A 26981-nucleotide genomic window follows, 5' to 3' on the forward strand; every position below is an offset into this window, starting at 1 on the left:
ATTCATTGGGCTGGCAAGAATGTTTTTAGTAGTACAAGGGTTAACTAAACAGAAGGTGGTAAAAATGAATACCTTCATTAATCAGAAGAAACATGGAAACGTATCAGACGCTGGCTCCGGCTTATGTAGAATTACTGCAAAAGGCCATTGGTAATAAAAATAGACTGGAATATTTCAACGAATACCGGGAGTATAAACTCGCGGATTCTCCCTTGAAGCAGTTGATTACAAACGAAAAAGGAGAATTTCTGGAGCTGGCCACGGGGCAGACCATTCCTTTGAATCAAATCATTAGTCTAAATTCTATTTTCTTTCCCGGCTACGAGGATTATCAGGAAGTACTGAGCGTTCGTTGCAGTCGTTAGTGAACGGAGGGAGTTTATTCGAAAAAATACCTTACTTTCGAGGCTATCTCCAGTTGTTATTACCTATTTGACTTATGAAGTATTACCTCGGCATTGAAATTGGTTCGGGCAAGTTACACCTGGCCGTTGCGGATGAGACGAATACAGTTCTGGAACAGATTCGTCACGCTGTCACTCCCGAACAAACGGCGGATGATCATCGAAATTTGTTGGAAACCTCCATTGGGGATTTACATACTCGGTATCGGTTTGCATCGGTTTGCGTGGGTTTTAGTGGCCCGGTAGATTGGCAGCAGGGTAAAACCATTCGATCGTATCGGGTAAATGGCTGGGCTAATTTTGATCTGAGTGATTGGCTGGAAGATATTCTACGGTGTCCCTGTAAGATTGAAAATGATGCAAATCTGGCCGCATTGGCTGAAGCTTTGCAGGGGTCAGGAAAGAATTATCCAACTGTTTTCTACTTGAAATTGGGATATGGCATTGGGGGAGGATTGATTCAAAAAGGTCAGATTTACCACGGTGCCCGACCCGGAGAATCTGAAATTGGAAAAATACGTCTGGATCGCTCAGGAACGACGCTTGAGAATGTAGCTTCTATTCGGTCGATCGTAGAAAAAATCAAGACAGAAGTAACAGAACATCCCGATACAGATCTGGCAAAAGCGTTTTCTGAAAACAACGTAAACGATTACCTAACCAAGAACATCGGGCAGGATGCCTGGGCAACGCAGGTAATGCAGGAAACGGCAGATCATCTAGCTTTTGGACTTTCGCACGTGATTCATTTATTACACCCTGATCTGATTATTATCGGTGGTGGTTTCCTGCCCCTAAGCGATCATTTACGATCGGTTATTGAAAAGATATTGCCCACGTATGTAGTAGAAGCTTTCCGTCCATTACCCAAACTTGCCATGGCTCAACTAGCCGACGAAGCGGTAGTTCGCGGGGCATTATTGGTGGCTCGGCAGAATAGTTACCTTTAGCGTTGTCAGTTGTCAGTTGTCAGTTGTCAGTTGTCAGTTGTCAGTTTGGAAAGAGAAAACCTATAAAGGTAGGGTAGTGTTTTGGAAATGGGAGGTATAACCCCATCGGGATTTAACACCAATAGTCCCGGTCTGGCTGGACCCGGATGCCAATCCGGGGTTTTCGTATATATAGGTACATATTCCCTCCCTGGCTGGTGTCCTCACCAGCCATTACTTAAGTGGTTGGTGAGGACACCAACCAGGGCGGAGGGCGAATGATTGCCAACCCGAAAAAGCATAGCAATTAAGCATTCAGGTAGAGACGCGACTTCATCGCGTCTGGGTAAGAGGCGGTTTTTTGTTAAGATTCGAAGGATTACGCATTCCCGCCTTGGCTGGTGTCCTCACCAGCCATTACTTAAGTGGTTGGTGAGGACACCAACCAGGGAGGAGGGCTGATGATTGCCAATTTGAAAAAGCATAGCAATCAAGCATTCAGGTAGAGATGCGACTTTATCGCGTCTGGGTAAGAGGCGGTTTTTGTTACGATTCAAAGGATTCGCATTTCCCGGCCAGACGCGATGAAGTCGCGTCGCTACCAAGAGGGCACTAGATCCCTAGCTACTCCACACAACTTACTTTTGCCAGACGTCCTTTTCAGATCAAAACCGTTTTTGAACCAAAATAAGTTTGCATCATTCCGTTTATCCTTTCTGTGCAAGGAAAGACCCGCAGTTCTTTGGGCTTGTTTAATAAAATGCATAGAATTGCCTCATAATCAATCTGCTTATCTCTGACTATCTATGGAAAATCAACCGTACTCTCAAACCCCAATACCCTTGAGTGATCCTGATTCCCGTACCTGGGCGATGCTGGCTCACTTGAGCAGCATTATTGCCAGCTTTCTAGGCGGCATGGCCTTCCTCGGACCGCTGATTGTCTGGCTCATTTTTCGCGAACGTTCGTCCTACGTTGATTATCACGGTAAAGAAGCTTTAAACTTTCAGATCCTGATGTCGATTGTCATCATTGGTGGTGTCATACTCGGCGTTGTTACGTGTGGACTGGGTTTTGCAGTCTTTCCAGTTATTGTAGTCATTGATGTTGTTTTCGTAGTAATCGCTGCGATTAAAGCGAATAATGGTGAATACTACAAATACCCCTTTAACTGGAGAATCGTCAAATAATTAGCCAGTGAGGGCATAAAAAAAGAGCCATCGGTGTAAACCGATGGCTCTTTTTTTATGGGTAATCAGGAGCAATTATTTTGATTCATTTTGACGAACTGACTGCGGAGCCGAGTTCAGGAAAATGCTGGTTTCGTGACGGCGAATGGCCCAGAAAATACCAACCAAACCAAACAACACGGCTGGAACACTCAGAAGCTGACCAAGGTTATAGGTCATCTGGTCTTCAAACGTTACCTGATTTTCTTTATAGAATTCGTACACAAAACGAAGTGTAAAAACCACAACCATGAAAATTCCGGTGGTTAAACCCTGTGGTAAATTGGTTTTGTATCGACGCCAGATCAGGTAAAGCACGATGCAGAGAATGAAGCAGGAAATGGCTTCGTATAACTGCGAAGGATGACGCGGCACGGGAGAAAATTCCGTGTTATTAACGAAAATAAAGGCCCAGGGCACACTCGTAGCTTTGCCAACGATTTCAGAATTCATAAGGTTACCCAAACGAATGAAACAACCCGCCAGGGCAACGGTAATGACGATACGATCGGTAATCCAGAAAAAGTGAATTTTTTTGGCTCTGGCGAAGAGATATAATCCCGTAAAAATACCAATGGCTGCTCCGTGGCTTGCCAGACCCGCATAGGGGGGAGTAACATATCCTTGAACCAACGCCAGGGGTTGGCAAAGAACATGGGATATTCGTAAAAAATATAATGACCCACGCGAGCACCGATTACGGTTGCCAGTACCATGTATAAGGTGAGGCTATCTACCCAGTCTTCGGGTAAACCTTCTTTGCGGAAAATGTGCAGAATGATTCGCTGACCAATCAGAAAACCGAGGGCGAATAATAACCCGTACCAACGAACCGAAAAAGATCCGATGTTGAAAATTTCGGGGTTAACGTCCCAGACAATATAGTTTAACATGCAGAAAGGAGTTTCAGGCGGTAAAAATAGAGGGTATTTCTTAGGTTGAGGCGGCTTTTACCAATTTTCGCTATCTTACTACCACTTTACGGGTAAACTTTCCACGGGTAGCGGTCTGAATTTCAATAAGATACATGCCTGTAGGAAGGCCTTTTAAATCTAAGGTATAACGTTGAGCGGTCACGCGTGTGGCCTGACCCAGCCATTGCCCCAACATACTATAAGCCTGAACCTGAGCTTCAGCGTCGGTTTCAATAACCAGTTGCTGCTCGTAGGGATTAATCGGGTTGGGGTAAATCTTTACCATTTCCGAACCCGTATTCGGCGTAGGCTTTAGCTTTTCAGATTTATTTTTCAGGAAACGTAATCCACCCGTAGCCGTCCCTGCGATCAGATCGGGCAGGCCGTCGTTATCCAGATCTCCGGCAGCAATGGAAGCAGGACCGCTGAGTCGAAGCGAAGTAATACCAGCGATAGAACCTGTGATGGCACTGGTATCTGCCTTTAGCTCCGACTGATTCAAAAAATCATTAAAAACGCTCATCGATCCATTGGAATAGGTAGCCAGCAAATCAGGACGTTCGTCGCCATTGACATCCGCGGAGGTAATGGAAAAGCCACGGTTTAGGTAATTTTCCTGCAAACCACCATACGTTTTCGTTTCGACTTGGTACACTGGCTGGGTGTTTGTCCCGATATTTCGATGATACTGAATGCTTCCGTAATACGTGCCCAGTAACACATCGATTTTTCCATCACGGTTTACGTCCTGATACACCGGAACTGCCCCAAAGTAATAACCATCGGGCAAGGGTAAGGAAGTTAAGTCAGCACTGTTCAATTGAAAAGCAGCGTTTCGACTGCCTTTATTAGGAATGTAACGAATCATTGAACTCACAAACGTTTCAGCCGTAAAACCTAGATCCGGGATGCCGTCGCCCGTGAGATCGGTCACGAAAATCTTCACCTCCGTAATTAACAGATTTTCTTTACTCTGAATCTGAGCGGCCAATCCAAGGTAATCTTCTGTCTCTAGCACAAAATGAGCTTTCTGAGGCGTTCCCGTATTTCGGAATAAGGCAATTCCTCCGCGATACCCCTGATCTGAACGTACACCAGCGTAACCCACCAGCAAATCCAAATCGCCATCGCCGTCAATATCGGCAAGGGCGGTGGTGGCGTTAGCGCCCAGGTCTACCATTTCATCCTGAAGAAAATTTTCTTTTCGGAAGGTAATCGCAGGTTTAGCGGAGGTGCCAGTGTTTTCATACAACCAGGCCGATTTCCGAAAATTGATTTGTTTCAGTTGATCGTCCTGATAAACGTTAATGGCTGAAATGAAATCTGGTTTTCCATCGAAAGTAACGTCTTCCGCAAAAGAAGAAGGGAAAATATAAAAATCAACGGGGTGGTCATTGGGGAAGTTATAGTCGGCGGAAGCAAATTTGGCCGTTTGCTTCGTACCTACGTTCGGCATATAGGCAATGCGATTTTGGGTCACGTGTCCAAAAAAATGTCTTTCAGTCCATCGCCGTTAAAATCCCAGAGTAACAGCGTATTCCCCGTATGCTTGGGACGACCGCCGGGGTTGGTAACATTGCTGGTATCGGCACAGTGACTCATGCCCGTGTTACAATCCATATTAAAGCAGATGTCGCCATAGTGTTCCTTAATGAAGTTACCCCAGCAATACCCAATCTTTTGAAAATCAAGCCCAGCTTTGCCCGTTCGCTCGACGCTCATGTTCTGGTGGTATTCCGTAAAGTTTCCCGAAGGATCGAACAATACCAGATCTATATCGCCGTCGCCGTCAAGGTCTTCAATGCCCGGAATATCGGGTGAGGAAATCTGTAGGTTCACTTTTCCGGAAAACCCCTGCGTCATTAGGGGAATAGCGGCGGGTTCCCATTTAAAGTTCCCATCGCTGGTGGCTACATTCCGGTAGACCTGCACGCCAGCAGTATGGCGGGCGAATAAGTCTTTTCGACCATCCTGATCAAAATCACGCAGCAGCATCCAGCTATCCATCTCTGGAAAAATCGCTTCGTATTGAGGAGCATAACGCCAGACGTAACTGCCTCCCTGAGCTACGGCTACGAAGGTGAAAACTTTACTGGTAGTACGATCAAACACCACCAAATCCTCCACCGTATCCTGATTCAGATGCATTTTGGAAAATTGGGGAGCGTTCAGTCCACCCGCCCAGGCATTAGGAAGCGTACGACCCTGAATACTTACCTGAGCAGTGCTATCAAAGGCAAAGGAAAAAGTCTGTGCAGAGGTAGAGAACGAAATAAAACAATAAAGCAGCCCAAGGGCGGTTAACAGGTAATGGTTTTTCATTGCATCTTTGTCGAATCAGTAGTAAAACGAACAGAACTCCGGTTTAGCGTTTAAAGTTTAGATTGAATAAACGGCCAAACGCTTCTTCCATACGAATTTCAGATGATGATTACAGAACTTCACCAAAAGTACCTGACTTGCAGCAGTGTTTCGATTGATACCCGTAAAATTGAGCCGGGAGCCCTGTTTTTTGCTCTGAAAGGAGAGAAGTTCGATGCCAATACCTTTGCGGCAAAAGCCCTGGAAAATGGAGCGGCCTACGTCGTGATGGATAATGCCGAATATGCCGTAGATGAGCGTTGCCTGGTGGTGGAGAATACCTTACATGCCCTTCAGAAACTGGCCTTACATCACCGCAGGTTACTTCAGATTCCTTTTATCGGAATTGGCGGTTCGAATGGAAAAACGACGACCAAAGAATTGGTTAATCGGGTATTATCGAAGAAATATAAAACCTTCGCAACGCCCGGAAATTACAATAACTACATCGGCGTTCCACTGACGATCTTGTCTTTACCAAAAGACGCTGAACTGGCCATTATTGAGCTGGGAGCAAATCAGAAAGGGGATATTGATGAGTTAGTTCGTATTTGTGAACCCGGACTTGGCCTGATCACCAATATTGGTAAATCGCATTTAGAGGGTTTTGGTGGCTTGCAGGGCGTTCGTGATGGTGAAGGCGAGTTGTATGATTTCCTCATTAAAACCAATGGTCAGATTTTTGTAAATCAGCAAGACGTAACACTCATGGACATGCTCCAGGAACGTCAGGCTACTGCGGAACGAATCTTGCCTTACCGAACCGATGTCGAACTGGTGGAAAGTAATCCGAATGTCATTTATCAGCAGGGGGAGAATCGGATCGAGACTCATTTAATGGGAGATTATAACTTCATTAACATGCGAGCGGCCATGACGTTGGGGAGCTTCTTCGGAGTAGCGGAAGAGGAGATTCATGAAGCCATTGCGGGGTATGTGGCGGAAAATAATCGTTCGCAGATCATTGAAAAAGGGAGTAACACGATCTGGCTGGATGCGTACAACGCCAATCCGAGTTCGATGGGAGCAGCCCTGAAAAACTTCGAAGCTCTGAAAGCTGAGAAAAAACTGGTGATTTTGGGCGATATGTTTGAGTTGGGCGAAGAAGGCCCTTACGAACACGAAATGATGGGTAAACTCATCTCCGAATGCCATTTTGATTATGTGTTGCTGGCAGGTCCATTGATGCAACACGCCCTGAAATACTTACCTCGGGCGTATTACTTCCCCGATAAATTCGGTCTCCATGTTTGGCTGGAAGAACACCCCATGACAGACACCCATTTCCTCATTAAAGGTTCAAGGGGTATGGGGCTGGAAAGCACGCTGGGAATGATTCGATGAGTTGTCAGTTGTCAGTTGTCAGTTGTCAGTTGTCAGTTGTCAGTTGTCAGTTGTCAGTTGTCAGTTGTCAGTTGTCAGTTGGATAAGTGAAAACTTGTAAAGATAGGCAAGACGTTTAGAAAGGGGAGGCATAACCCTGGAGGGGTTTGATATGGATAGCCCCGGATGACAATCCGGGGTTTTGTTTTGGGTACATGCTTCCAGCTTGGCTGGTGTTCTCACCAGCCATTCATATAAAGTATAGTGGTTGGTGAGGACACCAACCACGGCGAAAAAGAGAAACCCATAAAGGTAGGCAAGACGTTTGGAAATGGAGATCTTAACCCTGGAGGGGTTCAACATGGATAGCCCCAGGCTGGATAGCCCCGGATGACAATCCGGGGTTTTGTTTTAGGTACAAGCTCCCGCCCTGGCTGGTGTCCTCACCAGCCATTAGTAAAAGCCTATTGGTGAGGACATCAACCAGGGCGATTTTGATTGCCAATCTGAAAAAGCATAGCAATCAAGCATTTCAAGTAGAGACGCGATGAAGTCGCGTCTGGCTGGGAAATTCGAATCATTCTAATTGTAACCAAAGTCGCGTCTCTACAATAAGGAAACGTAATAAAAATCTCTAGAGCATAAAGGTTACAAATCCATGATCTGGTAGGATATAAAATCCCTGGTCATTACCGATAAATAGAAAAACCGACTAGCTAAGCTATTACCTTTACAAAGTCTTTGGCGAGCAAGAACAAATTACCCTACTTTTAGAGTTCAACATTTGATATGTTCTGGTTAATCACAAAAACACTGGAACTGGTCCAAAGCAAATGCTAAACTCACCCTATCTTTGCATGTTTTTTCATTCTATACTTTCAATTTCTGGACACAACGCCGACTCCAATCCGGCATCGTTTCGTGACTTATGACGACGACTACGATTCAAAAACCCGACATCCGTACGCTTCTTAAAAACCGTATCCTAATCCTTGATGGAGCGATGGGTACGATGATCCAGCGGTATAAGCTGGAAGAAGAAGACTATCGGGGCTCTCGCTTTGCCGACTGGCCCCATCCGCTTAAGGGTAACAACGATTTACTCGTGTTAACCCGACCCGACATTATCAAAACCATTCATGGTGAATACTACGAAGCCGGGGCTGATATTGTAGAAACGAACTCATTTTCAGGTACATGGATTGCCATGGCTGATTATGGGATGGAAGAGTTAGTGTATGAACTGAACTATGAATCGGCCCGCATTGCCCGCGAGGTAGCGGATGAATACACGGCTCGCAATCCTGAGAAGCCGCGTTACGTAGCTGGTTCTATGGGACCAACGAACCGTACCGCCAGCCTTTCGCCGGATGTAAATAACCCTGGTTACCGGGCCATTACTTTCGATCAGCTCGTCGGAGCCTATTACGAACAGACGAAGGCTCTGGTAGAAGGAGGTAGCGATATTCTACTGGTTGAAACCATTTTCGATACACTCAATGCGAAAGCGGCTCTGTTTGCTATTGATACCTATTACCAGGATGTAACCAGCGGTAAGCTACCCTGGCCTGTCCATATTTCAAAGGCAGAGAAATTTGAAGTGCCTATTATGGTGTCAGGCACCATTACCGACGCTTCGGGACGAACGCTTTCGGGCCAAACGACGGAAGCCTTCCTGACTTCTGTTTCACATTTACCTTTACTTTCCGTTGGGTTGAACTGTGCGTTAGGAGCCGATCTGATGCGTCCTTACGTACAAACCCTGGCAGACAAATCTCCTTTCTTTACCTCGGCTCACCCCAATGCAGGGTTACCGAATGAGATGGGAGAGTACGACGAAACGCCCGAGCAAATGGGCGAAACCATTAACGGTTTCCTGAAAGATGGTTTGATTAACATCATTGGGGGGTGTTGCGGAACTACCCCCGGTCACATTCGTCGGATTGCTGAAATCGCGGGAAAACATCAGCCTCGTCATCTTCCCGTGGAAGAGCCCGTGCTGAAGCTTTCCGGACTGGAACCCATTGAAGTAACCAAGGAAAAAGTTCTCTTCCTGAACATCGGTGAACGTTGTAACGTAACCGGTTCGAAGAAATTCGCTCGTCTGATTCGTGAAAATAAATACGATGAGGCACTGGTTGTGGCTCGTGAGCAGGTAGAAAGTGGAGCTCAGGTCATTGACGTAAACATGGATGAAGGGATGATTGACGGAGCTTCCGCCATGACGACTTTCATGAACCTGATTGCTTCTGAACCGGACATTTCGAAAGTTCCCCTTATGATCGACTCTTCCAAATGGGAAGTGATCGAAGCCGGACTGAAATGTGTGCAGGGCAAGGCCATTGTGAACTCGATCTCGCTGAAAGAAGGGGAGGAAAAATTCAAAGAATACGCCCAAACCGTCAAACGGTACGGAGCCGCTGCTGTGGTCATGGCTTTTGATGAAAACGGCCAGGCTGATAACTACGAACGCCGAATTCAGATTTGCGAACGAGCATATCGAATTCTGGTAGACGAAGTAGGTTTCCCTCCACAGGACATCATTTTTGATCCCAATATCCTAACCGTTGCGACGGGGATTGATGAACATAACAATTACGCCGTAGACTTCATTAATGCCACTCGCTGGATTAAAGAAAACTTACCATACGCTAAAGTGTCGGGTGGGGTGTCTAACGTGTCGTTCAGTTTCCGGGGGAACGAACCCGTTCGCGAAGCCATTCACTCCGTATTCTTGTATTACGCGATCAAGGCGGGTATGGATATGGGAATCGTAAACGCGGGTCAGTTGACGATTTACGATGAAATTCCCAAGGATTTTCTGGAGCTGGTTGAAGACGTTATCCTCAACCGTCGCCCTGACTCAACGGAACGTCTGGTGGCGTTTGCGGAAACGGTAAAGTCGAAAGGCAAAACCGATACGGGCCCGGATTATTCCTGGCGGCAGTTACCCGTAAAAGAACGCTTATCGCACGCGTTGGTGAAAGGCATTGCCGATTTCATTGATGAAGACGTAGAAGAATGTCGCCAGGCTTACGAAAAACCCATTGAGGTGATCGAAGGTCCATTGATGGATGGCATGAACATCGTCGGTGATTTATTTGGTGAAGGAAAAATGTTCCTGCCTCAGGTGGTAAAATCGGCTCGCGTGATGAAGAAAGCCGTAGCCTACCTGCAACCTTTTATCGAAGCAAGCAAAGAGGCTGGTTCTACTGCCGGACGCATTTTGCTGGCAACCGTAAAAGGCGACGTGCACGATATTGGTAAGAATATCGTGGGCGTAGTGCTGGGCTGTAATAACTACGAAATTGTTGACTTAGGGGTAATGGTGCCAACGGATAAAATTCTGGAAGCTGCCAAAACGCATAACGTTGATATTATCGGATTATCCGGTTTGATTACGCCCAGTTTGGACGAAATGGTGGGTGTGGCGAAGGAAATGGAACGTCAGGGTATGAAAATGCCCCTCCTCATTGGCGGTGCTACCACTTCCCGAATCCATACAGCCGTGAAAATTGATCCGCAATATTCCGGGCCGGTTATTCACGTGCTGGATGCTTCGCGTTCGGTTCCGGTGGCAGGTCGTTTGACGCAGAATAAGCAAACATTAGCGGAAATTCACAGCGAAATCAAGCAGCAATACGCCAAGCTTCGGGAAGATCACGCCAAGCGTAAATCGGATAAAAATTTTGTAACGATTGAAGCCGCCCGTCAAAATAAGGTGAAGATCGACTGGGATAATTTCAAAGCTTACAAACCGAGTTTCTTAGGTACGAAGGTATTTGAAGATTATCCGCTGGCCGAAATTGCCCAATACATTGACTGGACGCCTTTCTTCCAAACCTGGCAGTTGCACGGCAAATACCCAGCTATTTTTGAAGATAAGGTGGTAGGAGATGAAGCCAAGAAATTGTACGAAGACGCGAATAATCTTCTGTTGGAAATCATTCACGATCAATCGTTAAAAGCAAAAGCTGTCATTGGTTTCTGGCCTGCCAATAGTCACGAAGACGATATTATTCTGCATCCTTTCGAAGAGATCAGGAAGGAAGTAGCCTGCGAACGCCACGGCTCGCATACGCATCTGGAATACAAAATCAGTCGGGCTTCTCAGGAAGGTAAGATCGATGAAACGGACGTAATAGCCACCCCTGCGTTGGCGACCTTACATCAGTTACGTCAGCAAAGTCTGAAGGCTGGAAATCTGCCGAATTACTCATTGGCTGATTTCATTGCTCCGCTGGAAAGTGCTCATACGGATTACATCGGCGGCTTTGCGGTGACGGCGGGTATTGGAATTGAAGCCTTACTCGAGAAATACGAAAAGGATCACGACGATTACGGCAGCATCATGGTTAAGGCCATTGCCGACCGTCTGGCGGAAGCCTTTGCGGAGTTAATGCACGCCCGGGTTCGTAAGGAATTCTGGGGATATGCTTCCGATGAAAAGCTGGATAATGAGTCTCTGATTGACGAAAAATACCAGGGGATTCGTCCGGCACCGGGGTATCCGGCCTGTCCCGAACACACCGAAAAACGGACGATGTTTGATCTGTTAGGAGCGGAGGAGTTGGGGATTGTCCTAACCGAAAGCTTTGCCATGTATCCGGCTAGTTCGGTTAGTGGCTGGTATTTCAGTCACCCTGACAGCCGTTACTTTACGATTGGTAAAATTCAGAAAGATCAGGTCGAAGATTATGCCAAACGCAAAGGCATGACGCTTGAGGAAGCCGAAAAATGGCTGGCTCCAACGCTCGCTTATTAAAGAGGCTAAAGACTTACTTTACTGATCTAAATTTCGAACCTGCTTTCAATTCTAAGAGAGAGTTGAAAGCAGGTTCGTTTGTATTACTCCCGCAGTCGCTCGGCTCCAGCCGAGTGACTACCTAGCTCTAGGCCTCAGGCCGTTGGGATACGAAAGTAGCTAGTAAAAAATAACCTTTCTCCATTCCAAAACAGCGTTATTCGGCTAGAGCTGAGCGACTGCGATGGGCGGGGTTAACAAATTGGATATTAGACGAATGATGCCAGCAAAAAAGCTGGCATCGGTTGGGCTGAAGTCTATGGATTTGCCCCTTTCTTTTTCTTAGAGTCACTCGGATAGAGATGAGTGACTCTAAGAAAATCTGTAAGGTAATAAACGCAGTTAAACCCGAAATTTTGGTTTTAAAAGGGTAGAGACGCGACTTCATCGCGTCTGGCCGGGAGATGGAAATAGTATTCCCCGCCATGGCTGGTGTTTCACCAGTCCACCAGTCATTGGTACGCAAATAGTGGTTGGTGAGACACCAACCACGGCGTAGGAAGCAATACAGAGGTAACCCAAAAACGCCTCTTACCCAGACGCGATGAAGTCGCGTCTCTACTTGGGAACTTGTAATGTAGTCTGCTTTATCAAGAATTTTGGTTTAACTAACTAAGACCGACTGGTGCGAGATTCCCTCTCGTTCCTTCCAAGTGGCAGGTTCCCACCTGCCTTTATTTCACAAACCTGCCATCCAGTTACATTTTTCTGATCAAAACGGTAATCGCCGCTTCTGGTTTTCGAAGTCGAATGGCCAGCCAATGTTGGACTTTAGGTAATAAGCTCCCGTCTGGTTTTGCCATTTTTAGTAAACAAACCGTTTGCTCTTGATTGGTGGTGCCATCAGTCGATAGGTGTTTCCCGATGGACACCTCTACAATTTCCGGGTAAATGGCTTTTAGTTCCTGAGCAATTTGCGGAGTCTGTGTTTCCAACTGGCTATTTTTTCGGAGGGAATCCATCTCCATCCGTTGCGTAAGTAATAGCTTTTCCGTTTCGGTTAATACACTCCGGGACGTTTCCGCCAGAATGGTATCATCAAAGCCGTAGCGGAAGGATAACTCGGTATGATCTAGTCGATAACGAGGTAACTGACTTTTTAGCGAGTCTAACTCCTGGCTGGAAATACGCTGACCCACGATTAATAACTCCACCTTTCTGCCTCGAGCCGAAGGCAAAACCGTTTGCTGAATGACGTAATGGTTATTACCCCTGATTTTTTCGTCGATGAAAAGCTTAAGATTTCTGCGATAAATGGAATCCGCCACGAGCTGATAAGCTAAATAAATACTGGGAAGCAAAGTCAGAATCATCAGCCAGGTCATGGTTCGGCGTACCCAGTTCTGCGTTTCTTTTTCTACGTATTGATACGGTTCAAAATTGAGGTAACGCACTACCAGATAGGTAGAGAATGCGATGCAGATTCCATTAATGGTAAACAGATAGAAAGCTCCCGCCACGAAAGACCAGTTTTGATTGGCGATCCCATAACCCGCCGTGCAAAGCGGTAACATCATTCCGGTAGCGATAGCCACACCCGTAACGATGGTTCCTTTTCGGGTTCGGGAGGCTCCCACGATCCCAGCGACCCCACCAATTAGAGCAACCAAAACGTCCCAAACGCTGGGATGCGTATAGGCGATCATTTCGGGTTGTACTTCTTTCAAAGGACTCAGCCAGAAATAAATGGTTGAACTACCTAAGCTGAAAAGAACGAAAATCAGCAGGTTGCGAAGGGCACTTTTAAAGAAGGCAAAATCGTAAGTTGCCAGGCTTAAACCAATGCCATAAATCGGGCCCATCAGCGGGGAAATGAGCATGGCCCCAATGATAACGGATGTGGAGTTGATGTTCAATCCAATGGAAGCGATGAAAACAGCTGCGACCAGAACCCAAAGGTTAGTTCCCCACAGAACGGCTCCTTTTTTGATGGACTGAACAATCTCCTGTTCTTGTTCTTTGTCTTCTTCAAGACTAACGAGTCGAGTGATTAATAATCGAAAATTGTTTAATTGCATAGGATATTCATTCGAGGGTCAGGTTGGGACGTTTGTACACTAACGAAAAACGAAATAATAAGGTAAGGCAGCGAAAAACTAGATGATGAGGCATTTTTTACAATCGCTTATTGTAATTCTTGGATTGGCGAACCTGGGTATCGCTCAACAAAAAATCGTGGTTTTTCAATCCGACTTTGGTCTGAAAGACGGAGCTGTTTCGGCCATGAAAGGCGTAGCAATGGGCGTTTCTCAGGAGTTGAAGTTATTTGATTTAACGCACGAAATTCCGGCTTATAACATTTGGGAGGCCGCTTACCGGTTGGAACAAACCGTACCGTACTGGCCCAAAGGAACCGTATTTGTCTCAGTGGTGGATCCCGGTGTTGGGACCAGCCGGAAGTCGGTAGTACTAAAGACAAAAGCGGGTCATTATATAGTAACGCCTGATAACGGAACGCTGACGTTACTAGCCGAATCGGAAGGAATTGATGAGGTTAGAGAAATTAACGAAGCGGTGAATCGCCGGAAGGATTCAGGTAAGTCCTACACGTTTCACGGTCGGGATGTCTACGCTTACACCGCTGCCCGGCTGGCCGCTGGAGTTATAAAATTTGAAGAGGTAGGAGAGGTCTTACCTAAACAGGTCGTAACGATTCCCTATCAGAAAGCCAATAAACAAGGTTCGGTTCTGAAAGGGAATATTTCGATTCTGGATGTTCAATACGGGAACGTCTGGACCAATATTCCAGCAACGTTATTTCAGGAACTAGGTGTGAAAATGGGGGAGCTGTTAACTGTTCGGATTTATCAGAATCAAAAAAAGAAGTACGAAGGTAAAATGCCCTATGTTCAGACGTTTGGAGCCGTCAAAGAAGGGCAACCTTTAGTTTATCTGAACAGTCTATTACAAGTTTCACTAGCCCTGAATATGGATAACTTCGCCGAAAAATTCAAGATAGCAAGCGGTAATGAATGGAGTATTGAAGTGAGTAAATGAGTTTGAATGTTTGAATGTTTGAATGTTTGAATGTTTGAATGTTTGAATGTTTGAATGTTTGAATGTTTGAATGTTTGAATGTTTGAATGTTTGAATGTTTGAATGTTATTGTTTTCAGAGATAACTTTCTCAAACTAAATCAAACGTCAAACCTTCAAACTAACATCAAGATTCTTCGCTATAAATCGGAGTTTTTCGTTTGCGGAGCTGACCGCCTTCGCGATGCGAGAAAACCGTTCTGATTTCCGCTAAAATGGATAAGTCGATCTCTTCGGGCGTGGCTGCTCCGGTATCGAGTCCGGCTGGACTATAGGTTCGCTGAAATTGTTCGGTAGAAAGCGTAATCCCTTCGTCATCCAATCGCTGAATCATCTTCTCAAAACGCTTTCTGGGACCTAATAAGCCGATATAAGGCACCTGAGTTGCCGTGATGTAACGTTGGTAATTCTGAAAATCCGTTTCCAGATCGTGAGCCATTAGAACCACTGCGGTATAATCGTCGGGTTTAATTTCAGTGTGTTTCTGAACAACATGATCGGCCCAATCGAACAAAGATTTATTGATTTTCTGAGGATTACAGAAAACGGTGCTTAGCCAGCCTAACTCTTTTGCCTGCCGAACAAGTGGGAAAATGTCATAGTTACCACCGTGAATGAAGAGGTGAATTGGTGGAGGAATGACTTCCAGTAAAAGGGTAATGCTGCCAAAATCTCCCGTTAATGTTTGTAGAGCTGATTTCTCGTTTGTTAAGCAAGTGTGGATGCAATCCATTACCTCTCTTCTTGCAATCGGAAATTCAAAGTTTTCCTGTGATTCAAAGCGATGGACGGAGCCTTTGGGTAACTCGTCTAAAACACTATCAATCACGGTAATAACTACCGAGGGTTGTCGACGGGAAACCAGCGGCTGTAACTGCAAAACGGCATTATGGGTATCGTTCGGATTCAGTGGACTTAGTAATACATCGATAATTCCATTACAACCGAGTCCAACACCAATCTGATACGGATCGTCATCTGTAGTATCATACGTGACCATGGAAGCCTTACCCGTTGACATAGCCAGTCTGGCTCGTTTGAGAGCGTCGCCTTCCAGACATCCGCCTGAAATACCTCCAATCCATTGTCCGTCTTCGGTAACTAGCATTCTTGCCCCGACCCGGCGATAAGACGAACCTTCCACCCGCACCACTGTTGCCAGAGCCGCTCGCGTTGTCGAAAAATCAATTTTTAAGTAATGCTCGATTATGGACTTTATTTCTTTCATTGCGTTTGTTTACCGTCTTCAGTTTGGGGTTTTCAGTTGAAAAGGGAAAACCTATAAAGTTAGGGGAGACTTTTGACGATGAATGTAATAACCCCAGAGGGGTTAATTCTGAGTAGCCCCGGATGATAATCCGGGGTAATGTTTGGAGTTTAATACCCGCCGTGGCTGGTGTCTCCACCAGCCGCTGTACTTTATATGAATGGTTGGTGGGGACACCAACCATGGCAGAAAGAATACTGGTTGGTGAGGACACCAACTACGGCGTAAACTTTAGCGTCCCAGATGCTCTTCTCACGAATCTGAGGCGAAACGCAGACTACCAGTTTTAACTGAAAACTAACAACAGTCAACTACCACACTCTCACCTTCACCCCACCAAAAAAGGCTCGACTCGTGGCTGGTTCGAAGTATCTGCCGCCGGCAGCATTGATTTGTACATTCGCAAAGTACTTCTGATTCAACAGGTTATTAATCCCGCCAAAAGGTTCCAGCGACCATTTATTCCACTTGATTTGCCAGCCAAAACGTAAATTCAGTAAGCTAAAAGCTTCCGTTTTTACCTGATTGGCATCGTCAGCGTAGAACGTGCCGTTTCTACGGAACTGAACGATTCCATAAAAGCCTTTGGGACGAAAATAACGTAGTTCGCCGTATCCAAAGTGCGGTGGAATACCCGGTAGTTGATTTTCATCAAAAGTCCCGGAAGTCGTGGTGTAATTCAGGTATTTAAAGTCGGAATACGTGTAATTTGCATAAGCAGTTAATCCCTCCACTAGCTGAGCCGTCAGCCCTAATTCAACGCCACGACGGCGGGAGTTACCCGCATTTCTGTAAAAAGTACGGCCCGGAAACTCGCTTAACTGATAAGGGACAATTTCACCCCGAACATTAACCTGAAAGACGGCTACATCAACTTTTACTTTGTTAAAAGTAGCCTTCGTTCCCACTTCAAAATTCTGAGCCCGCATTGGCCCGAGTTCGGGGTTAAAGCCGCCCAGATTACTTGGATTCGTACCTAATTCCGTCAAAGCAGGGGTTTCAAAACTGGTAGAGAAATTGGCGTAAACGCTGCGTTCGGGCTGATACTCCCAGTTCAGACCAGCGGTTGGGCTAAAGCGGTGATAATTCCGGCTACCCGACTGATCGCCATCACTCAGGAATTCATCATTAACGTTCAGGCGAATAGCATCGTAACGCGTACCAATGGTTAATAAAGTATTTTTCAGCAAGCCAAACTCCTGTAAAGCATACGCTCCGATGTTACGAAAGGTTTCTACCTGTTCCAGTGAGAGCGGGCCTTGCTGACCGTCAATATTATTATATCGTTTCCGGTTATCCTGTTGGTTTTCAATATCAACCCCTGTTTTTAAACGGTATGAAACGGACCCAAATTGATCGGTGTATTGGTAACTAACGCCACCCCCCATGTAATTACGGAGAAACTGAACGTTGCCCCCGGCAAGAAAAGCCAGCCGGTTTTCAAAGTCTCGATTGGTCCAGAACGTGCGAGCCTGAAACTGATGTTTTTTACCAATTAAATGGTCATAAATAGCTGCGATACGCTGTTGAGTAGCTCCCGAAAAAGCCTGGAACTGCACGTTTTGCGGACGAGCCATACGACGGTTTTCCCCGACTTGCTGAAGAGTTAATCCGCCGGGATCTTCGGCTGTGTTTTTTGAAAGATTGTAGAGGATGGTTAACTTATTGGAAGCCGTAAATTCGTGCTGGAATTTTAGATTTAGTAACCAGTTATTCATGGAAGAATAGTCCCGGTATCCATCCTGAAGGTTACGACTGGCATTCAGCAACAAGGTCGACTGCTTCCATTTCTGACCTACTTTCAGTTGATACCGCTGGAAACCATAACTACCTGCTACGGCCTGAGCTTCCACAAAATTATACGCTGGCGTTTCGGTAGTGTACGAAAGAATGCCGCCAGAAGCATTTCCATACAAAGCCGAAGAAGCCCCACGAATAACTTCGAGTTGCCCCAAACTTCCTACATCAAAATTATTCACCTTGGCCTGGCCGTCGGGCGTTGATTCGGGAATGCCGTCAAGTAATACTTTCAATCCCCTAATGCCAAAAGAAGAACGGGCTCCAAAACCCCGAATGGAAATGCGTAAGTCCTGGGCAAAATTGTCTGGGTTCTGGGAAAAAACACCCGGAATAGTCCCCATCGCGTCGAAAAGTGAAAGCTGAGGTTGTCCAATCTGAAGGCGGGACTGATTCAATACGGACACCGAAAATGGACTCCGGTTTTCGGCAATTTGAAGTCTGGTAGACTGGATCTCTACGGGCTTCAAATCGCGGGTTCGCAGGCTGTCCTGAGCCTGAGTAATCATAGGTATGCAACTAATCAGTAGAGCGATTCGAAAATACATAGAGCGGATTAAATGTTGAATGAGTAAAGGAATGATGATGGAATGGAAGGCTGATACAGTACATAAAACTCTGAGCCATCAGATAGAGGTAATAATTCTAATCACCAAAACCAATTATTAAACTCATAAGTATAACTTTTCCGCGATATAAAACGTTTTATATTATAGTTAGAATAAATTGGATATTGTAAGTATATTGCCAGCCTTCAGAAGAAATACTTCTGAACTTCAGAAGATCGTAATGCTATGAAATCGGATTCTTTGTTTGATCTCAGAAGTCATTTGAGAAATCGTCGGTTAGAGCAGGTCGTTGAAAATCGAACGGCTTATACGCTGGATACCGCTGAGCTGAATATTTACGAAACGCATTCGCAGGCCCGGGCCGTAGAGTTAACTTTTCACAGTCCGGTGCTGACGAGTATGATTCGGGGCAAGAAAGTCATGCACCTCGAAGATACCCCGGATTTTGACTATCATCCGGGAGAGTCGGTGCTGGTTCCGGGTAATCGAACCATGCGAATTGATTTCCCGGAAGCTACTTTTTCAACGCCAACGCAATGCCTGGCTCTGGCCATTGGTCAGGATCAGATTGCGAAGTATACGGATCTTTTAAATGAAAACATTCCACTCGTTGATTCACCCTCGGGATGGCGATGGTCGGACAGCAGTTTTTACTTCACGAATTCTTCGACGGTAAATAGCTTGATTAGTCGGCTGATAGACATTTTTACGGAGAATAATCCGGCCAAAGATTTCTTCGCTGATCTGGTAATGAAAGAATTAACCATGCGATTGATTCAAACGCAGGCTCGTCGGTTATTAATTGAAAACAGTCAGCAACACAGCAGTACGAATCGACTGGCTTTTATTACTCAATACATTAAGGATCACCTACATGAAACCTTTAATGTCAGACAGTTAGCCGATAAGGCCTGTATGAGTGAGCCTAGTTTTTATCGACAGTTTAAAGCTCAGTTTGGCCTATCGCCATTGGAGTTTATTAATCAGCAACGGATACAGTTGGCTCAGCGACTACTCAAAACAACCAATCGGAGCGTCGGTGATATTAGCGTAGCCTGCGGATTTAATAATCTGAATCATTTTCTGAAACTCTTCAAACGCTATACGCAAAGCACGCCCGTTCAGTATCGGCTTAATTAGTGGATACGTATTCGTTCTTGAGAAGGCCAGCGAATTCGCTGGCTTTTTTTGTGGTTTGCTGGTGGCCTTGCTTTGATGCTAATTGAAAGTTTTCAGATTCAACCTACTGGGTTTACTCGTAACTCATGCTACCAGCGAAAAAGCTGGTAGCGGAAGATCAGTTTTTCCTTGATATGATTTATGATTTGCTGCCAGCTTTTTTGCTGGCAGCGGTTGTTTTACGGGTATGTTCTTAGTTAGCGGTTGTTGAAAGTTTTCAGATTCAGCTTACTGGGTTTACTAGTAACTCATGCTACCAGCGGAAAAGCTGGTAGCGGAAGTCCAGCTTTTTCGCTGGTAGGATGAGTTACTAGGATCATTGAGCGTTACGAAAAGCATTTCTGTAGGTTTACTAACGGTTCTTGCTGCCAGTAGAAAAGCCGAGCGGCGTTTAATTTTTGATTAGGATCATTTCTTTCACTTCGCCTCAAATTGATAGAATCGTTACTTTCTTTGATAGGATCAATCCAATAAAAAATAGACTAATTCCTGATCTTTGTCTTAGTAAACCTCTTAAACAATTGGATTATGGAAGCGACACTCGAAGCTCCGGTACGGACGGATCGTCCGACCTTTAAAGAACGATACGAAAATTACATTGGTGGAAAATGGGTAGCTCCAGCTCGCGGTCAATATTTTGATAACATTTCTCCCATCGATGGGAAAGTATTTTGCCAGGTAGCCCGATCGACTGCCGAAGATATAGAAACGGCCCTGGATGCGGCTCATGCGGCTTTCCCGAAATGGTCCAAAACATCAGTAGCGAATCGTAGTAATGTACTGCTGAAAATTGCTGATCGCATTGAGCAGAATTTGGATTATCTCGCCAAGGTAGAGACGATTGATAATGGGAAGCCACTTCGTGAGACTACCGCAGCGGATTTACCACTGGTTATTGACCACTTCCGGTATTATGCAGGGGTAATTCGGGCTGAAGAAAGCTCGGTGGCAGAACTGGACGAAAATACCGTTTCGCTGAACATTCACGAACCCATTGGCGTAGTAGGCCAGATTATTCCCTGGAACTTCCCATTGCTAATGGCTACCTGGAAAGTAGCTCCGGCCCTGGCGGCGGGATGTACCATTGTGCTGAAACCAGCCGAGCAGACGCCAACGAGTATTCTGGTTTTACTGGAATTAATCGGTGATTTATTACCTGAAGGCGTACTGAACGTAGTGAATGGTTTTGGTCTGGAAGCAGGTAAACCACTGGCTTCTTCTAATCGGGTGGCGAAAGTAGCTTTTACGGGTGAAACGACCACAGGCCGTCTGATTCTTCAATATGCGGCTGAGAATCTGATTCCAGCTACAATGGAATTAGGGGGTAAATCGCCCAATATCATCTTCCCCAGCGTGATGGATAAAGATGATGAATTCCTGGACAAAGCCGTCGAGGGAGCCGTATTATTCGCTCTCAATCAGGGAGAAATCTGTACCTGTCCTTCGCGATTACTGGTGCATGAGTCCATTTACGAAAAGTTCATTGAGAAAGTAATTGCCCGGACAAAAGCAATCAAGATGGGTAGTCCACTTTCGGCAGATACCATGCTTGGAGCTCAGGCTTCGAAAGATCAGTACGAGAAAATTCTGTCTTACATCGAAATTGGTAAGCAAGAAGGAGCTCAGGTATTAACCGGCGGAGCGGCCTTCCATCAGAATAGCGGTCTGGAAAATGGTTATTACATCCAGCCAACCATCCTGAAAGGACACAACAAAATGCGGATTTTCCAGGAAGAAATCTTCGGTCCGGTTTTATCCGTAACTACGTTTAAGGATACGGAAGAAGCCATTTCTATTGCGAACGATACGCTTTACGGATTAGGTGCAGGAGTCTGGACGCGTGATGCTCACGAATTGTATACCGTGCCCCGTGCCATTCAGGCCGGACGCGTTTGGGTGAACTGCTACCATGCTTACCCCGCACATGCTCCGTTTGGTGGCTACAAAAAATCAGGTTTTGGTCGCGAAACGCACAAAATGATGCTAAGTCACTATCGCCAAACCAAAAACATGCTGATTTCCTATGATAAGCATAAGTTAGGATTCTTTTGATGAGTTTTGAGTTAATGGGCTAACTCTCAACTCAAAACCCCAAACCTCAAACTGCTATGGTATCTCGTGTATTAGTTACCGATGCGGCAAAGGCCATTATTGATCAGCTAAGAGAGGTACATGGCGAATTGCTTTTTCACCAAAGCGGAGGTTGCTGTGATGGATCTTCGCCCATGTGTTTTCCCGTGGGAGATTTTAAAATCGGTAGCCACGATGTGTTGTTAGGGAATGTACATGGCTGCGATTTCTGGATGAGCGATTTTCAATTTGAATACTGGAAACATACCCAACTGACCCTTGACGTGGTGCCCGGACGTGGGGCTAGTTTTTCGGCGGAAATTCCCTTGGGGGTACGTTTCCTAATCCGATCACGGTTATTTACGGAAGAAGAATTAAATCAACTGGAGCCCGTTAGCGTTGGTGAAAGCCCTGATTAAGTTAGTAGGTTCAGATTACAGGTGTACAAGTAGAGCTACCCGAATCGTTTTTCGGGTAGCTTTTTATTTTTCAACTTTTAAGAGCTGTCTAACATTTATACTAGAAGACCTTGATACGAATCAGGGTTTCTGTAATCTTGAACGATTGCGAATCGGAATGCGATCCTTGGCTTTGCTAGGGCTAATAGCCTTGGGAGAACGGCAGGTAGAACCTGACTTATTTAAGAAAAAAGATAGAATCTCACACCAGTGATTAACCCCCAACTGACCTCTCGAACGAAGAGAGAGAACTTCTGCCGAATGGGGCGGGGTTGATTTATTCAAGTTACCGCATGCCCCAACCAGCTCGAAAAAGAGCATGAGATTCTTCGCTTCGCTCTGAATGACAGATGCTGATGATCACGTAATGATGTATCCTTTAGGTATGAGATAATTATTATTAACAACCGTGTCCCCGGATTTTATCCGGGTCCATCCAGACCGGGGCTACTCATATTGAACCCCGCTGGGGTTGTTGTCAAGATTGTTGCTATTGGGTTACGACCATTAACCCCGGAGGGGTTTAACGCGAATAGCCCCGGATGAAATCTGGGGAAGCAGCATTCCCGAAGGTCCTCCGCTTCACTCTCGATGACAGATCGCTGTATACACTCTTCCTCCAATGGTCCTCCCGAAGTGAGGAGAGACCTATTTCCCTTTATCTAACTCTTAGTTTTAGACAGTCTCTCAAAGAGTTAAGTTAATGATGTATTTTTTGTTGTAAAAGGTTGAATAGTAATCTACCAACTTACAACCGCTAAAAACGATCAACTACCTGGCGTACGCTAAACTAACCGTTCCGCCCCACTATAAATATTGGCGTGAGAATTCCGAAGAAAGCCTATTAAGGTAAGACCATGTTCCTGAGCCAGTGAAACGGCTAGACTGGAAGGAGCCCCAATGGCGGCAATCAAAGGAATACCAGCCATGACAGCTTTCTGAACCAGCTCAAAACTAATACGTCCACTCAGCAGTAAGACTTTATTACTAAGTGGTAAATCGTTAGTATTTAAAGCATAACCCAATACTTTATCCAGGGCATTATGACGACCTACATCTTCGCGGAGTATTAATAAATTACCTTCGTTATCAAACAAACCCGAGGCGTGAAGACCGCCAGTTTGATCAAAAGTTGATTGGGCCTCCCGGAGCAGTTGAGGTAATCGAAAAAGCTTCTCCCAATGCATCAAAGGTGTTACTTCTGAAATGGGGTAACGAGCCGTTTGCCGAACGGCTTCCAGTGAAGCTTTGCCACAGACGCCGCAACTCGAAGTCGTATAAAAGTGACGTTGCAACCGTTCGGATCGTTCGGCTACAATGGGTAATACTTCTACGAAAACCTTATTAATTAGAGAGCTAACCCGTACTTTCTGCACTTCCGAGCGATCCAGTAATAAGCCTTCCGAAAAGAGAAAACCCAAAGCCAGTTCTTCATCCTGACCCGGCGTTCGCATGGTTACGGACAGACTTTTCTGCTGCCATTTTTCACTCTCTCTCCAGGCCAGTACAATTTCCAGGGGTTCTTCTACCGCTAATACATCGGGTAAGGTTTGGGCCGACTCGTTCAGACTAACTTTCTGAATGGTAATGGGCTGAATAGAAGATCTTTCGTCAAAATCAGAGGTCACAACTGTGGGAGGATAGTAGTTTCAATTCGATCCATCATATTCAAAAAAATGGATTCCATCGGAATGAAGGGTAAGCCAGAGCCGGGGTTTTCCAGCATTTGTTTTACTTCAGTTAGTGAAACGTATTTCAGTTCTGCAATCTCTTCCGCCTGGGGCGTAAATGAGGATAATTCGAGTTGCGTTTTCCAGACGAAAACACCCGTAAACTCCCGATCAAAAGACTGCGTTTTTGCATCAAACCCATCCATAGTCCAGACATCAACGAAGTGTAAAGCTGAAGAGGGGACCTGAATGCCCAACTCTTCCTTGACTTCCCGGATTGCCGCCGTGCGATAGTTTTCACCCGGCATTAAATGTCCCGCTATGCAAACATCCCAGAGATTGGCAAAAAGGTCTTTGTCGGGATGGCGTAGGTTTAGTAACAGCTCCTGATTTTGATTAATAACCCACACTTCCGTGCTGCGGTGCCAGTCGCCGTCGCGGTGTACGTCCGACCGTATTTTGGTTTGCCAGAAGGGAAGGTTCTGTTCGTTGTATAACTCAAAAAGCTCCATGAATGGTCAAAGGCTTATGAAATGGGCTCGGGTATGGGCAACAGTTTCAGTAACGTACCGAATTGCCAGTGTAATATCTTCAGCGGTAGTAAAACGTCCCAGGCTAAACCGAACGGATGCATGGGCTAGCTCATCGCTTAACCCCATAGCTTTCAGCACGTGCGAAGGATGAACCGAAGCTGAAGTACAGGCCGAGCCATTAGAAACGGCGATTTTTGTCAGATTTAATAACAAAGCTTCTCCATCAACGCCACCAAAAGCCAGGTTACTAACATGCGGCAAACGATGCGTAACCGAGCCATTCACCTGAACGTTGGGGATGAATTCCAGAATCGTGCGTTCGAGGTAATCCCTTAAATCAGCCAAACGCTTACTTTCGGTAGGTAACTTCTCGTAACTCAGCTCGCAGGCTTTTCCTAAACCAATAATTCCCGGAACATTCAGTGTCCCTGAACGTCGTCCGCGTTCGTGTCCGCCGCCGTGCATTTGAATGGCCAGAGGTGTTTTTCTGCGAACGTATAAGGCTCCAGATCCTTTCGGGCCGTAAAGTTTATGAGCGGAAAGACTAAGTAAATCAATGAAATCGGCCTCTACATAAATGGGGAGTTTGCCTACAGCCTGCGTAGCATCGGTGTGAAATAAAACGCCAGTATCGCGACATATTCGACCAATTTCCCGAATCGGTTGAATCACACCAGTTTCATTATTGACCCACATCACGGAAACCAGTAAGGTATCCTCTCGAAGGGCTTCCTGAACTTGTTGCGGGGTAACTAATCCCTGAAAATCCGGCTGTAGATAGGTAACTTCCGCACCCTGTTTTTCCAGATAGTTACAAACGTCCAGAATCGCTTTATGCTCGGTCTGAACGGTAATAAGGTGTTTTTTGCTGGAAGAAGCTTCAAAACTACCCAGTAAAGCCAGGTTATTCGATTCAGTGGCTCCGCTGGTAAAAACGATCTCTTTATCCTGAGCCCCCAGGATCTGAGCTACTTGCTGACGGGCATTTTCAACCGCTTCGGCGGCTTCCCAACCCCAAAGGTGCGTGCGACTGGCGGCATTTCCGAATTGTTCCGAAAACCAGGGTAACATCGTTTCCAACACCTGAGGGTCTACGGGTGTGGTTGCGTTATAGTCCAGATAAATCGGTCGGTTTATCATTAGCGTTTGAGGCGTTAGCGTAGGTTTGATAAATATAATACGCACGCTAAAAAAATCGCCCCGATGGTGACCGGGGCGATTCATTTAAGCCTGTTTGTTGATTAAATCAATTAATAAATCAACGTATAAAGGACTGTTATTCAAACTTTCTACCAGTTGCCAGTGCTGACCTCCGTTTTCCTCAAATAACTCTTTATATTCTTCGCCTACTTCAATCGTCGTTTCGAGGCAGTCGGCCACAAACGCAGGGCTGAAGGCCAATACGCTTTTCTTTCCTTGTTTAGCCAGATCAATAATCACCTCGTCGGTGTAGGGTTTAATCCAGGGCGTTTTTCCCAGACGGCTCTGGAAACTGGTGGTATACGTACCTTCTTTTAAGCCCAACTCCTTTACGAGCAGGCGAGTAGTGGCGAAACACTGAGCCCGGTAGCAATACTGATTGTCCTTATGAATATGATCGCAGCAACTGCCAAACTTACAGGTATTACCCGTATGATCGCCCTTGGTAATCTGGCGTTCGGGTAAGCCGTGGTAACTGAACAGGAAGAAGTCGTACTCGTGTTCACGCATGTACTTGCGAGCCGTTTCCGCAAAATGTTCAATGAATTTGGGATGATCGTAAAAGGTATTGGTAAAGGAAATTTCAGGAATAACCTGCCATTTACCTACAATTTCCATGACCTTTTCATACACCGAACCCGTTGAAGCAGAAGCATATTGAGGGAAGAATGGAACGACAATAATCTTCTTCAGTCCTAACTTTTGAAAGCGATCCAGACCAGCTTGAATGCTGGGGTTCTGGTAACGCATGGCCAGCTCTACTTCGTAATCTTCACCCAGACGCTGTTGAACCAGTTCTTTAATATCTTCTCCGTAAAACTTGAGTGGCGAGCCGCGTTCCTCCCATAATTCCCGGTACACTTTAGCGGATTTGGGAGCCCGGAAGGGAGCAATAATCAGGTTGATTAAAGCCCAGCGATTCATGAAAGGAATATCAATGACGCGGCCATCCATCAAAAATTCCTGTAAATATTTACGTACGTCCGGTACACTGGGACTATCGGGTGTACCCAGGTTAACCAGTAAAATACCCGTTTTTAGTTGTTGAGTCGTGCGAGTGGACGCTAATTCTGTGACCTGCATGTTTGGAGGGTTACCTGAATAGATGTAACCTTAAAATACGTTCTGTCTATCTCTTCTTCGCTCGTGGCGTTTCGGGGGCAAAGGTCGGAAATCTTTGCCGTTCTACATATATAAAAACCTTCCCCGGAAGAGGAAGGTTTGAAGTTTGGTTAAGTT

The 26981-nt window shown here is 45.7% G+C and carries 18 protein-coding genes and 1 pseudogene; 9 read left to right on the top strand and 10 right to left on the bottom strand.

Annotated elements, in window-relative coordinates; all coding sequences use genetic code 11:
* Positions 1–92: 92 nt before the first annotated feature.
* The 3 genes from BWI96_RS04265 to BWI96_RS04275 all read left to right on the top strand — a co-directional run bounded on the left by BWI96_RS04265 (position 93) and on the right by BWI96_RS04275 (position 2523).
* Positions 93–365 carry a hypothetical protein gene (locus tag BWI96_RS04265; RefSeq protein ID WP_106635455.1) on the top strand — a complete coding sequence of 91 codons (273 nt, stop codon included), beginning with the start codon at positions 93–95 and terminating at the stop codon, positions 363–365.
* A gap of 74 nt (positions 366–439) precedes the next feature.
* Complete coding sequence (locus BWI96_RS04270) at positions 440–1354, top strand: ROK family protein (protein WP_106635456.1); 915 nt, start codon at positions 440–442, stop codon at positions 1352–1354.
* Between the two features lie 821 nt (positions 1355–2175).
* Complete coding sequence (locus BWI96_RS04275; protein ID WP_232793574.1) at positions 2176–2523, top strand: DUF4870 domain-containing protein; 348 nt, start codon at positions 2176–2178, stop codon at positions 2521–2523.
* A gap of 75 nt (positions 2524–2598) precedes the next feature.
* Here the strand turns inward: BWI96_RS04275 and lgt are convergent.
* The 3 genes and pseudogenes from lgt to BWI96_RS04290 all read right to left on the bottom strand — a co-directional run bounded on the left by lgt (position 2599) and on the right by BWI96_RS04290 (position 5798).
* Positions 2599–3455 (bottom strand): annotated as a pseudogene (lgt, locus tag BWI96_RS04280) (prolipoprotein diacylglyceryl transferase).
* Between the two features lie 70 nt (positions 3456–3525).
* Positions 3526–4956: a T9SS type A sorting domain-containing protein gene (locus tag BWI96_RS04285; protein WP_106635458.1), complete on the bottom strand. Its 1431-nt coding sequence runs from the start codon at positions 4954–4956 to the stop codon at positions 3526–3528.
* Complete coding sequence (locus BWI96_RS04290) at positions 4953–5798, bottom strand: FG-GAP-like repeat-containing protein (RefSeq protein WP_106635459.1); 846 nt, start codon at positions 5796–5798, stop codon at positions 4953–4955. Before BWI96_RS04290 ends, BWI96_RS04285 begins: the two co-directional genes overlap by 4 nt.
* Positions 5799–5900: 102 nt before the next feature.
* Between BWI96_RS04290 and murF the strand changes: the two genes are divergently transcribed.
* Both murF and metH read left to right on the top strand, forming a co-directional pair.
* The gene (gene murF, locus BWI96_RS04295; protein WP_106635460.1) at positions 5901–7181 is read left to right on the top strand and encodes a UDP-N-acetylmuramoyl-tripeptide--D-alanyl-D-alanine ligase; all 1281 of its coding nucleotides are present in this window, start codon (positions 5901–5903) and stop codon (positions 7179–7181) included.
* Positions 7182–8088: 907 nt separating this feature from the next.
* Positions 8089–11925 (top strand): methionine synthase, encoded by a 3837-nt coding sequence (metH, locus tag BWI96_RS04300; protein ID WP_106635461.1) that lies wholly within the window; start codon positions 8089–8091, stop codon positions 11923–11925.
* Positions 11926–12662: 737 nt separating this feature from the next.
* Here metH and BWI96_RS04305 read toward each other — a convergent pair.
* Positions 12663–13982: a DUF389 domain-containing protein gene (locus BWI96_RS04305; protein ID WP_106635462.1), complete on the bottom strand. Its 1320-nt coding sequence runs from the start codon at positions 13980–13982 to the stop codon at positions 12663–12665.
* 82 nt (positions 13983–14064) lie between these two features.
* On the opposite strand from BWI96_RS04305, the gene BWI96_RS04310 reads away from it, so the two are divergent.
* The gene (locus tag BWI96_RS04310) at positions 14065–14961 is read left to right on the top strand and encodes an S-adenosyl-l-methionine hydroxide adenosyltransferase family protein (RefSeq protein WP_106635463.1); all 897 of its coding nucleotides are present in this window, start codon (positions 14065–14067) and stop codon (positions 14959–14961) included.
* A gap of 165 nt (positions 14962–15126) precedes the next feature.
* On the opposite strand, the gene BWI96_RS04320 is transcribed toward BWI96_RS04310, so the two are convergent.
* Together BWI96_RS04320 and BWI96_RS04325 are read right to left on the bottom strand one after the other, a co-directional pair.
* Positions 15127–16227 (bottom strand): XdhC family protein, encoded by a 1101-nt coding sequence (locus tag BWI96_RS04320; protein WP_106635465.1) that lies wholly within the window; start codon positions 16225–16227, stop codon positions 15127–15129.
* 350 nt (positions 16228–16577) lie between these two features.
* Positions 16578–18572, bottom strand: a complete 1995-nt coding sequence (locus BWI96_RS04325; protein WP_198555138.1) for a TonB-dependent receptor — start codon at positions 18570–18572, stop codon at positions 16578–16580.
* 285 nt (positions 18573–18857) lie between these two features.
* On the opposite strand from BWI96_RS04325, the gene BWI96_RS04330 reads away from it, so the two are divergent.
* The 3 genes from BWI96_RS04330 to BWI96_RS04340 all read left to right on the top strand — a co-directional run bounded on the left by BWI96_RS04330 (position 18858) and on the right by BWI96_RS04340 (position 22300).
* Positions 18858–19772: an AraC family transcriptional regulator gene (locus BWI96_RS04330; RefSeq protein ID WP_106635467.1), complete on the top strand. Its 915-nt coding sequence runs from the start codon at positions 18858–18860 to the stop codon at positions 19770–19772.
* A 567-nt stretch (positions 19773–20339) separates the two neighbouring features.
* Entirely contained in the window at positions 20340–21863 is a 1524-nt protein-coding gene (locus BWI96_RS04335) for an aldehyde dehydrogenase family protein (protein ID WP_106635468.1), read from the top strand.
* Between the two features lie 56 nt (positions 21864–21919).
* Entirely contained in the window at positions 21920–22300 is a 381-nt protein-coding gene (locus BWI96_RS04340; protein WP_106635469.1) for a DUF779 domain-containing protein, read from the top strand.
* Positions 22301–23124: 824 nt separating this feature from the next.
* Here BWI96_RS04340 and fdhD read toward each other — a convergent pair.
* From fdhD to hemH, 4 genes are all read right to left on the bottom strand, one after another.
* On the bottom strand, positions 23125–23967 hold the full coding sequence (gene fdhD / locus BWI96_RS04345) for a formate dehydrogenase accessory sulfurtransferase FdhD (protein ID WP_198555139.1): 843 nt from the start codon (positions 23965–23967) through the stop codon (positions 23125–23127).
* Complete coding sequence (locus BWI96_RS04350) at positions 23964–24521, bottom strand: NUDIX domain-containing protein (protein WP_106635470.1); 558 nt, start codon at positions 24519–24521, stop codon at positions 23964–23966. The genes fdhD and BWI96_RS04350 overlap by 4 nt, the downstream gene beginning before the upstream one ends.
* 6 nt (positions 24522–24527) lie before the next feature.
* On the bottom strand, positions 24528–25679 hold the full coding sequence (locus BWI96_RS04355) for a cysteine desulfurase family protein (protein ID WP_198555148.1): 1152 nt from the start codon (positions 25677–25679) through the stop codon (positions 24528–24530).
* 87 nt (positions 25680–25766) lie between these two features.
* Positions 25767–26825 carry a ferrochelatase gene (gene hemH / locus BWI96_RS04360; protein WP_106635471.1) on the bottom strand — a complete coding sequence of 353 codons (1059 nt, stop codon included), beginning with the start codon at positions 26823–26825 and terminating at the stop codon, positions 25767–25769.
* Positions 26826–26981: the final 156 nt, after the last annotated feature.

Origin of the sequence: Siphonobacter sp. SORGH_AS_0500, assembly GCF_002838835.1 — a bacterium.
GTDB lineage: Bacteria > Bacteroidota > Bacteroidia > Cytophagales > Spirosomataceae > Siphonobacter.